The 11,287-nt window shown below is 42.8% G+C and carries 10 protein-coding genes; 4 read left to right on the forward strand and 6 right to left on the reverse strand.

Going from position 1 to position 11,287, the window contains the following annotated elements:
* On the reverse strand, positions 1-980 hold a 980-nt coding region (locus Q0C29_RS02730; protein ID WP_291999129.1), incomplete at its 3' end, for an ABC transporter permease.
* Between the two features lie 334 nt (positions 981-1,314).
* Between Q0C29_RS02730 and Q0C29_RS02735 the strand changes: the two genes are divergently transcribed.
* The gene (locus Q0C29_RS02735) at positions 1,315-2,775 is read left to right on the forward strand and encodes an MFS transporter (protein ID WP_291999130.1); all 1,461 of its coding nucleotides are present in this window, start codon (positions 1,315-1,317) and stop codon (positions 2,773-2,775) included.
* On the opposite strand, the gene Q0C29_RS02740 is transcribed toward Q0C29_RS02735, so the two are convergent.
* Complete coding sequence (locus Q0C29_RS02740) at positions 2,747-3,376, reverse strand: site-2 protease family protein (RefSeq protein ID WP_291999131.1); 630 nt, start codon at positions 3,374-3,376, stop codon at positions 2,747-2,749. The genes Q0C29_RS02735 and Q0C29_RS02740 overlap by 29 nt on opposite strands.
* Positions 3,377-3,849: 473 nt before the next feature.
* Positions 3,850-4,203, reverse strand: coding sequence for a hypothetical protein (locus tag Q0C29_RS02745; protein ID WP_291999132.1), 354 nt, complete (start codon positions 4,201-4,203; stop codon positions 3,850-3,852).
* A gap of 132 nt (positions 4,204-4,335) precedes the next feature.
* Between Q0C29_RS02745 and Q0C29_RS02750 the strand changes: the two genes are divergently transcribed.
* The 3 genes from Q0C29_RS02750 to Q0C29_RS02760 all read left to right on the forward strand — a co-directional run bounded on the left by Q0C29_RS02750 (position 4,336) and on the right by Q0C29_RS02760 (position 7,743).
* Positions 4,336-5,181, forward strand: coding sequence for a hypothetical protein (locus Q0C29_RS02750; RefSeq protein WP_291999133.1), 846 nt, complete (start codon positions 4,336-4,338; stop codon positions 5,179-5,181).
* A 43-nt stretch (positions 5,182-5,224) separates the two neighbouring features.
* Positions 5,225-6,286 carry a DUF711 family protein gene (locus Q0C29_RS02755; RefSeq protein WP_291999134.1) on the forward strand — a complete coding sequence of 354 codons (1,062 nt, stop codon included), beginning with the start codon at positions 5,225-5,227 and terminating at the stop codon, positions 6,284-6,286.
* A 62-nt stretch (positions 6,287-6,348) separates the two neighbouring features.
* Complete coding sequence (locus tag Q0C29_RS02760) at positions 6,349-7,743, forward strand: acetyl ornithine aminotransferase family protein (protein WP_291999135.1); 1,395 nt, start codon at positions 6,349-6,351, stop codon at positions 7,741-7,743.
* On the opposite strand, the gene Q0C29_RS02765 is transcribed toward Q0C29_RS02760, so the two are convergent.
* The 3 genes from Q0C29_RS02765 to Q0C29_RS02775 all read right to left on the reverse strand — a co-directional run.
* Positions 7,724-8,329 (reverse strand): hypothetical protein, encoded by a 606-nt coding sequence (locus Q0C29_RS02765; RefSeq protein WP_291999136.1) that lies wholly within the window; start codon positions 8,327-8,329, stop codon positions 7,724-7,726. The two genes, Q0C29_RS02760 and Q0C29_RS02765, sit on opposite strands and share 20 nt — an antisense overlap.
* A gap of 129 nt (positions 8,330-8,458) precedes the next feature.
* On the reverse strand, positions 8,459-10,498 hold the full coding sequence (locus Q0C29_RS02770; RefSeq protein WP_291999137.1) for an ABC transporter substrate-binding protein: 2,040 nt from the start codon (positions 10,496-10,498) through the stop codon (positions 8,459-8,461).
* Positions 10,499-10,584: 86 nt separating this feature from the next.
* A partial coding sequence (locus Q0C29_RS02775) for an ABC transporter permease (RefSeq protein ID WP_291999138.1) occupies positions 10,585-11,287 on the reverse strand: 703 nt, incomplete at its 5' end.

The following is an 11,287-nucleotide window of genomic DNA, read 5'->3' on the forward strand; positions in this document are numbered from 1 at the left end:
AAACCATAAGTAACATCAGCAATAAAATTACCCAAAATAACAGCAATAATAATAACCAGGAATGAACCAATAGTCAGTAAGTAATCCCTTGAACCAGAACCTATTGCAAGCACATAGCCAAGCCCAGGTATTGCAAACGTTGACTCAATGAATATGCTGCTACCGAACATTAAACCATAGGAGTACAGTAATGCAGTTAACTGAGGCAGTAGAGCGTTCTTACCAATGTATGTGAGGGTAATCCTCTTCTCCGGTAGGCTCCTAGCCTTAGCTACAAGCACGTAATCCTCCCTAGTAATGCTTATTGCCAAGCTCCTAGTGCCGAAGACCCAGCCTGGGAATATGACTAAGAAGTAGGTTAGAAGTGGGAGGGCTAGGTGCCTCATTACATCGAGTATGAATTTAGCAGTGAAGCCAGGTGTAACGTTTGATGAGTAGGCTCCGGCTATGGGAGCTATCTTTAAGAGTACGCCAAATATTATTATTAGTATTAATGCTAGGACATAGGCTGGTATTGACTGGAAGAAGGATAATGAACCATTTATTAACGCATCCACTACGCCTGTCTTGGAGGCTGCGTAAAGCCCCAGTATGTAGCCTGTTGCAAAGGCTAATGTTAAGGATACTGCAACCAATAGTATTGTCCAGGGAGCAGCAGTAGCTATAATCTTACTAACTGGCGCCCTATATATTAGTGAGTAGCCTAAATTACCGTGGAACACACTCCACATGTACCCAGCCCAACTCACTATTGGGTTTACGTTAGGGTTATAGCCAGCTAAGGCAGCCGCCATTATCTTAGCCTGCTCGTAAGGTATACCCCTCTGCAGTAGACCCACTAGGATTATTTGGTACGGGTTACCAGGCATTGCGTGTATTAGGAAGAATGATATGCTTATTGCGAAAACTAACTCGGCGAAAACAATAGCTATACTCTTGGCGGCCCAAATTGAGGTATTTATTACGTCTCTCCTAGCCATAAAGTATATTTAGCTACCTCTCCTATATAAGTTTTTCCCATAATGCATCATTAGGTGAACACAATTCATCGTATTTAACTTAACTTTACTCAGGTAAATAAATATTACCTACTATATGCTGACAAATAACCATGCTATTAAGTGTACTGATAACTAACCTACACCTATATTAACGTAGTGCCGCATATGTTGCAAACCATGAACCTAGATTAGACTTGATTAACCTTCGTTACTATATTGAACCTAGTTATAGCTATTGAGTCTAATAGTCAACCAACTCAATACTAATTACCATTTGCAAAAAGTTAATATACGAGATTCCATAATAGCTTATATGAGCCATACTGCTCATGTGTTAAGGAGGTACCTACCTATATTAGCCTTCATATCCGTTTTAACAATGTACATTGAAATGGCTGTGCTTCCTTCAATATACAGGATTGAGAATGAATTCAGCGTCTCAGCCTCGGAGGTTTCATGGGTTTTATCCGCTGAAACCCTAGGTGGCTTAGCCTTAGCACCAGTGATAGGTAAGTTAGCTGATGAGTACGGTAAGAAGAGGGTACTTATGATTGTTCTAGTTATCTACACAGTGTCAGTGCTATTCACCAGTATTTCACCGAACTTCTCAGCCTTAGTGGCCTTTAGGGCTCTGCAGGGTATTGGATTAGGTATTAATCCAATAGCCTACACCATATTGAGGGAACGATTACCTAGAGAGCAGCTACCTATGGCTCAGGGTATCATAGCATCCACCTTCGCGATAGGTGGCGCAGTCGCATTACCCATAGGTGCATTCATAGCCCAGTACTATGATTGGCAAACAGTATACTGGACCGCATTACCACTCTTAATCGCTGCAATACTGGTTGCGTACAGGGTGTTACCTGATTCAAGAGGCAACATGAGTAAGGAACCTATTGATCTACTGGGATTAGCCTCATTATCCTTAAGCTTCCTTATAATTGGACTAGCCTTAACATACGCGCATCAGATTGGTTGGACATCACCATTAACGTTGGGTGGGGTGGTAATTGGGTTAATTGTGTTTGGCTTATTCCTAAGACACTCCAGGAGGGCGCCTAATCCAATAATCAGCATTGAAGACTTCTCAAACCCTAATGTGGCAGTCCCCCTTCTAGCATCATTCGTATCCGGGTTTGGACTATTCCTACTCTTTCAAGCCCTGGTCTACCTATTTGAGCTGCCTAGGCCAGTGGGCTTTGGTATGGATATATTATCCACAGGCATTACTCTAGCCCCAATAAGCATAATAATGTTAATTGTTGGGCCAGCCTTTGGGGCATTATCAGGTAGAGTTGGTGTAAAACCAATACTAGTGGTTGCACCATTAATAGCAGCCCTTGGTTCACTGATTCTAGCCGTGACATCGCTAGACTACTCGTTAACGGTGGCTGATGTTATGATTACCCTAGTGGTTACATTAATCGGTATAGGCGGCATGATGGTGACTAGGATAACAGTACTCATGATGTCCGCATCCGAGAGGAGACTCGCCACAATAACTGGTACTAATACGACGATGAGACTAATGGGTAATACCCTTGGTCCAGTATTCGCAAGCTCTATACTAGATACGTATAAGCAGGGGGTGTTAATGGGTATGTTAGGTAAATTACCGATACTGTACATGGTTCCCTCAAGGTTATCCTTCTACTACATATTCATGTCATCAGCGGTTTCATCAATATTAACCGCATTAATAGCGTTAAAGGTAAGGGAAACCGTGAAGGGTGCGGGTAAGGTTAAAGTAAGTATTCCAGTGCAGGGATAGAGATAATTATTGAAGACACCATGAGCGTTAACCATAATCCATACTCCCTATTCCTAATTACCTGGTAACCATCAAGAGGTGGTATTGGGAGGGAGTTAAATAGGGCTAGTATGGAATTAAGGATATAGGTTAAGTGCAGAGCAAGCAGTAGCGTAATGTTAATATTAGCGGTGAATAGGGTTAACGCATAGAATAGCGCAGCCATTATTACATTAGTCCCAGGCCCAGCTAAGGCTATAAGAGCCCTGTACTTACTATTCTCCTTACCCAATATGTTTGGTCCAATAGCCACTGCCCCTGGGGCACCCATCATGAACGGTGACCTAGCCGCTAATCCTATTAAAGCCGTCACAAGGAGCATTACTAGGCCATACTTAACAAGCTTAAAGCATGCAATGTAGCCGAGCCTCCTAGCAACGTACCTATGCATTAATTCATGGGCCATGAATGCCGTTACGGCAACTAGAGCTGAGGCTAAGGAAATAGGACCCAGTAGGCTTAAGTCAACTAGCCAATACTGGGAGAAGAGCATGAATGATGCTATGAAGACTGCTAAGCCTGAAATCACTAAGTCCCTACGTTCAAGTAAACATAGGCTCACCTAATCCCCCTTAAGGCATTAGGAGCCTTATTAATATGGTTAACTCCGTTTGTACCTACACCTTCATTTCGGTTATTTCGTGGTTAGGTGTAGGGACTTAGCCTTCGACGCATTCCTATCGCGTGTGGGCCACGGGCTCCGTTGAGACCAACGGCATGGGGCTACCATCTCCAGCTCTCTTCAATAGATTATATAATGTTACCACATACCTATGCCAAGACTCTCCTCCCTTCTAACATTTACTAACCCTTAGGGTAGAGCTCCCATTGGGTTGGTATGTGATTTTTGAGTTGCGGATGAGGGTAAGCTAATGAGGCGTAGGATGAGTTCACGAGGATTACAGGAACCTTAACCTAGATGTAAAGTATCCTATACTTAGCAAGCCTTCCTAGACCTCAGTAACCCTCCATAAAACTAGTTAAAATAAATGAACATGAAAACACATCCATTAACGTAAAAAATGATTCTGCCCCTTAAAGTAACCTAGTTACCTTAACCAGGTACTGTTTAGCCAGTTCCTCAGCCCATTGAGGAAGCTTCACATTATCCAGTACCGTATTGACCAATTGCTCCACTTGACCACACTCATACTCATCATTAACCTGTTCCCTACAGAGTTTAACAAGGTACTTACATCTAGCTTCGAAGAGGCTACGGCTCATCCTTACCTTAACGCATTCATGATTGTACGTGTACCCTGCCTTAAGGTCCCTCAAGTGTAGGTAAAGGTGAGCTGCCGCCCTACCTAAATCCATTGGGCCGGGCTTAACGTAAATGCCTTCTTTAATCGCATAGCAGCTTCCCTTACCCATGTATATGTTAACCACGCGTAAATTAGCCTAGTATTTCTTAAAAACGCTTACCCACTAATTCATGGATGCTACATGCAATCAGTATAGTGTAGTTTAACCTAGAGGTAAGTTAATATACTGTATAATACTCACCACCAGTGAGCGAGTATGAAGAGTGTAAGGAGATTAAATCCAGTGGTGAAGAGGGTTCCAGTTGACCCAATTAAATACTATGATTCAGTGGGTGAATTAATGCTTGACTTCATGGTTAATAGGACTACTCAAGTCATAGTGCAGCAATCCAGTGGTGTTAGGTTAATTAGGAGTATTGAGGGTAAGCCAATAATAATAAGTAGTATTAATGACTTGAAATCCTTCGTTGCCCAAGGTGGATTAGACTTCATGGCCTCCGTTAAGCCTATAGGTTCAAGCAATGTCGATGTCCTGGTTGCTGATATTAAGGTTAAGCAGGCTATGTTTAACACGCCTGAGGGTTACTTAATCATGCACATAGCCTCTAATGCAGTAAGACTGGGGTTTGAGGCTGTGGGTGTTAGTAGCATGTTAATGTACTTTGATGGTATGAATGGCTTTAAGGTTTTTGCTAAATTGAATGAGGAGGGCGTCGAGTTAAAGAACGCTACTAGGTTACTTAGAATAATCATTGACGCTGCACAGAGGGCTATGAAGAGGTTTAGTAGGTTCAGCGGATTAATGAGCAACATAACCCTGGGTATTAACACACTGAGTAAAGTTAAGGCATTTAGAGTGCCCTTATCAATACACTGGTCAACTAAGTTATCTGCAATACCTATACTACACTTCTGCGTCAAGAACTTCTCCCTAATGGATGCGGAACCCATTAGAACCATGAGTAGCTCCAGCGTGTACTCATTCATTAGGAGCATTAAACCTAATTCAATAAACATGGCTCAACTATTGGCTAATGAGGATTACGTGTTAACGTATAGGATTAAAGCGCACATACTCAGCGGCATTAGGCTTGAATGCTGAATGTGGGTTATGCTTAATAACTCCTGACTGTAATTAACCTAGGATGAAAATTAGGGCAGTAACCTTATTCACGGATGATTTAGCCTCATTACCTAACCTGCTAGATAGGGTTAATGCAGGCATTAGCGCAGTCTCCTCCAAATATGGTGTAAGTGTTGTGACTAAGAGGGTTACGTTACCGTTCGTAAGCAGTATTAATGCAGCTAAGGAGCAACTTCGGATACTTAAATCCATAGCCGCAAGGAGGGGTTACGTTTACTCAGGCTTAAGCCTCATGACCCCCCTAGACCCCACTACCGTAGCTAAGTTGATTGAGGAGTACGATACGTACTCCATGATCTGGATGCCTGACTACGATGATGATGCAGCCAACTTCTACGTTAACCTGCTTAAGGCAATGTCCTCCGAGGAACCATTAGCTGCCAGAAAAGTGGCAGTACTCCTAGGGGACTTAATTGAAACCCCATATTACCCAGCATCAGTTAATGTTAAGGGTGGTACTGGGTTATCAATAGCCATCCTCTACGCCTCAGACCTACTTAGTGGTAGTGGTGACTTGCAAAGAAGAATTAAGAATTTAGTGGGTAAGGCTAATGCAATAGGTGAGGAGTTGAGTGAATTAGCCGGTGTGGAGTATAGGGGTATTGACGCATCATTATCCCCATGGGGTCAGGATTCCGTAGTTAAGGTGATTGAGAAGGCGGGTGGATTGAGGTTCGGTGAATTAGGGACCTTGGCAGTCATTGGCCTTATTAATAGGTTAATAAGCGAGTTACCTCTCAGTAAGACAGGCTTCAATGAAATAATGTTACCGCTGGGGGAGGATGATGAATTAAAGGCGAGGTTCAATGATGGTTTAGTTGACTTATTTAAATTAATATCATATACGCAAGTTTGTGTGGCGGGTATTGATATGGTTCCAGTACCGATTAGTGAATTGGGGTTAATTAAAAACCTAATTCTTGATTTATCTGAGGTAGTTAGGGTTAAAGGCCGTTCACTAGGTATTAGGCTTATTCCAGCTAGGGAAACCAGTATTGACCTTGGGGAGGACTTCGGTAAATCCCCTGTAATTAGCTTGTTAACAGGTAAAGTTCTTAAATAATGCTACATAGATTATATACTTTATTATAGAATACTTTTAAACACCACTGAGGTTAACTAAGCATGCCTAACTGGTACTGGGACGTTAAGCCAAGTGACGTCCCAAGAATAGTAGTGGAACCCCCTGGGCCTAGGGCTTTAAGCATAGTTAAGAGTGATGAATCATTAATAATGCAGTCCTTTGGACGATGGTACCCCCTAGTGATTAAGAGGGGGCTTGGTCCTGTGGTTGAGGATGTTGACGGTAACTTGTACATAGACTTTAATTCAGGTATAGCGGTCATGAATGTTGGGCATTCCCACCCAAGGGTAGTTAAGGCCATAAGGGATCAGGCCAGTGAATTCACTCACTATAGTTTAACGGACTTCTACTATGAATTAGCCGTAAAGCACGCGTCAATGCTTATTGAAGTAACCCCAATAAGCGGTGAGAAGAACGTTTTTTACGCTAATTCAGGTACTGAGGCCATAGAGGGGGCTCTTAAGATCGCTAGGGGGCATTTTAGGAATCAGAGGCCTTACGTTATGGCCTTTCTAGGCGCATTTCATGGAAGGACTTACGGCTCAATGTCGTTAACGGCCAGTAAGCCCATTCAGAGGCTTGGGTTTAACCCAATGATGCCTAACGTGATTCATGCACCGTACCCATACCCATACAGGTGCCCCTTCGGTAGGAAACTGAGTGAGGAGGAATGCGGTGAACAGGCCTTATCATTCATTGAGGATTGGTTACTTGGTAGATTAGTTGACCCAAGCGAGGTAGCCGCAGTTTTCATAGAGCCTATTCAAGGTGAAGGAGGTTACGTTGTACCACCTATTAACTTCATGAGGGGGTTAAGGAAGCTTACCGAGGAGCATGGTATAATGCTAGTGGTTGATGAGGTTCAGTCAGGCTTTGGTAGGACTGGTAGGTGGTTTGCGGTTGAGCATTTCGGTGTTCAACCTGACTTAATCGCAATGGCTAAGGCCATAGCGGCAGGCTTACCGCTTGGTGCAATTGTAGGTAAAGCTGATTTAATGAAACTACCTAAGGGTTCCCATGCCAATACATTCGGGGGTAATCCAGTAGCCTTAGCTGCAGGTATTGAGGTCATTAATATTATTAGGGATGAAGACTTACTTACAAATGCCTCAAGAGTAGGAGACTACATCATGAGAAGGTTCAGGGAGGAGGCTAATTCAAGTAGGCTAATTGGCGACGTCAGGGGGCTTGGGTTAATGATTGGGGTTGAGCTTGTTAAGGATAAGGTAAGCAAGGAACCTGCAGTTAAGGAACTTGGGGAAGTTTTAATGAGGTCGTTTAAGAGGGGTGTAGCCGTGATAGGTGCAGGTAAGTCAACAATAAGAATTGCGCCACCGTTAAACATACCTATTGAGCTTGCTGAGAAGGCTGTAGATATAATAATAGAGTCAATAAGAAGCGTGGAGAGGGATTACGTTAATCCTGGGGGCACTTAATGATCATCTTAGGCTTAGTTAAGGTTATTGCATACGCATCAGCAACATCATCAATTAACCCATTGGTAGACACCCAACTCCTCAACCTGGAGGACTCAAGCTCATCAATGATTAATACGTTATCGGCTATTAAGCATAAATCCTTAACACTCCTCCTTAGAAACCTATGCACAATAGGTGAATCCCCCACGGCAACATAACCAAGCTTACCGTTTATTACCTTAAGCAGCTTCATTAATTTAACTGGAGTTAACACATCACCAATTAATGGAGTATTATCATAAACTAGGATAACGCCAACCCTTTCAGTACCATAATCAATACCCATTTTAATTAAACCACTGTTAAGTACACTAGATACTGCATTAATCAACTCACCCATTAACTCCACGTGTTCAACACTCCTACCCACCTTAATGCAGTTACCAATGCACTCAGCATCAATGTAGTAATCCAGCACGCATACTTCATTACCAGTAGCCTTAATCACAGTGGAGTCAACATACTTAACGCTAATGGGGCCAGCGATTATTCTACTTAACTCATTAAACACACTTCTCCTACCCATGAATAGGATCTCCAGCACTGAGTCTAGTAATACGTAGTGTAATTTATATCCTTTACCCAAATCCTAATTCACAGTACCTATTTGAATAGAAAGAACATGATTTAAGGAAAAAATGGAATTTTAAATAACCTTAAATGAGGTAAACCATCACCTCCTCCTCATTAGTATTATAGCCACAGCCGCTGCAACCACTACAACCACGACAACAGCAACCACAGCATATAATACGTATGAGGGTGTAACAACCTTAGTTACAGTAGCTGGAGCGGTTGAAGTAGTAGTTGATGTGGTTGTGGCTGTAGCCGTGGGTGTCTTGAATGAAATATGAGTTAACAACGTAGTCCAAGCCTCAGTCTGTATACTAGGTAGGTTACTCCATATTGACGTGTCATTAAGTGGCCAATTAATGTACTGAGTATTTATGAAGAATACTTGAGTATTCCTATCAATCTGTATGAATGGTACGTAGTGGTTCCAAGCCCACATTGAGATTGCGTAGCATGAGAATGTCCTAGCTGGATTAAGCTGATACTTGTAGCATGCCTGAAGTGGGCTAACCTGTGTACCATTAGGTAACGTAATCACCATGTTCCAATGAGTCACGTTAAATGGATAGCCCTGGAAGTAGGCTGCTGGTATTGGGCCTTCTGGGAAGAATGATGGTAAGCCAGGTTCTGGTGCACCATCATAGTACTGGAACATTATATCATACTGACCCTTCTGAACAATTGTACTGAATTCGGAACTTGGGTAAACGGTTACTGTTGTTGGTATTCCGAAGCTTGTTAATGCATTAGCAATGCTGTTAACTAGAGCCAACTGTGGTGGTGCTGCCCCTGACCCTATGTATAGTGTTAGTGTGAATTCTGAGCCATTAGGCGTGTACCATACTCCACCCTTCTTAGTGAAGCCAACACTCTCAAGGAGCTTAGCAGCCTCATCAGGATTATAAGTGTAGTTAATTAGTGGTGACCCTTGGCTAGCCCAGTAGCTTATAACCTGCTGAACCAGACTTGGGTACTTATCATTCATAATGCCGACTTGCGGCATTGGTGATGGTAATATGAATTGAGGCCCGTATGCTGCTTGAGCCAACTGGGTCCAATTAACGGCGTAGTAAATAGCCTGCCTAACCTGAGGCATAGCCAACCAAGGATTAAGGAAATTAAAATACAAGGCATCACCACCCCACCATGGTATTGTAAACATCTTCATATTAGGATTACTTAAGATAGTGGCAATTATTGATGGGGAGAGCGAACCGGGGCCAGTATTCCAGATGCTAATTTTACCTGAGGCTAAGGCAGCGTAAACCTGAGTCATTGATGAGTACTGCCACTCAACAATGTAATCAACCTTAATATCCTTAGCAGCATAGAAGTACGGGTTCTTACAGAGCAGTATGTACTCAGGAGTAATATCGCATACGTAGAATGGACCAGTGGTCGGTGTGTTAGGTGGTAAGGTTGCTGTAAATAGCTCATTAATTAAGGGCGTGAGGACCTTCCTAGCCTCAGCCTGCTGTGTAGCGTTGCCAAAGTTAAATAGCCATAACCAACTATAGTTGGCTAAAGTAGCCTCCATTAACGGATACCATGCGTTAAACGTCCAATCCAAAGCCACACCACCCCAGTTGAGCGCCCAGAAAACATCGTAAGCCTCAGCCGCAGGGCTAGTGGGTGGGGCATAATAACCTTCAGGCATCCTGAACACGCAGGTGTAATTATTTATTATTGATACATTACCCCACATGTTATGTATCAAGCCATTAGCAATATTGTTTGCTAAGAGGTCCCAACATGTTATAGGTTGACCATTGCTCATCCCACTATGCCTTAACGTTATGTATATTGCTAATGAACCATTTGGAAGCACTTGAAGAGTCCAATTCTTAGCTAGTATTGGAATTTCCTCACCAGTGGTGTAGTTTATTGCCGCTACGTGGGACTGAACAACACCATACCAAGCAATACCACCATGGAATATATTCGGATTATAAAGGGATATACTAGTTAACGGTGGACTCATTATAGCAAATACATATAAAGTATTATATGGCGTTATGTTATACTGCTGAGCATTAACTACTGGGCCGGTGGATCTGAGACCTAGCTGTACTACGGCGAGACCAACAAGTATTATCACCGCAGCAGCTAGAGTTAGTTTGAACCAGGCTTTGGCAACCATGGTATCGCTATCTGTATACTATTTTATAAATTTTACCCTAAATAAGCTAACGTAATATAATGAGAAGAAAAAATACTATATATTCCTCACTTTCTGAGTCTTGGGTTTATTACCTCGTCTATACCGTAGGCTAACTCTATGAGCGCCACCATGTATAGTGTCACGAATACAACTGGGACTATTAGTATTGGTAATGCCCTCCCACCATAGTATGCACCGTAGCCTAAGGCCTCGCTTATTAATGCACCCCAATTGTAGTTTTGGAAGGGTAGTAGGCCTAGGAAGTATAAGCCTACGGATGCGTACACTGCCCCCTCCATGTTGAGTATGAAGTTTATCCAAACGTATGGCATTATCTTAGGTGTAATTTCCTTAAACAGTATGTAGCCTCCGGATAAGCCCAATACCCTTGAAACCTCAATGTAGGGTAATTCCCTCATTGAGAGTATCTGTGACCTAACGGAGAGGGCTAGGCCGGTCCAACCAGTTATGCTTAGTATGCCGGATAGTATGAGGGGATTATTAGTGTGGATCATTGTTGCCATTATCATGACCAGCAGTAGGCTTGGTATAGTCATTAGTACTTGGCTAATGAACGATAAGGCAGCATCAACATAACCACCACTGAATCCAGCCACTATACCAACCAGTAGACCAAGCACGGTAGTGTATAGTGCCGTGAGTAGGCTAACCTCAAGGACGAAGGGTGCACCATTAACTATATCTACCAGTAGTGGTTCACCTACGTTGTCTGTTCCGAACCAGTATATTGGTGGCCAGAGCCTAGGT

It is taken from the genome of Caldivirga sp. (assembly GCF_023256255.1).
Classification (GTDB): Archaea; Thermoproteota; Thermoprotei; order Thermoproteales; family Thermocladiaceae; genus Caldivirga.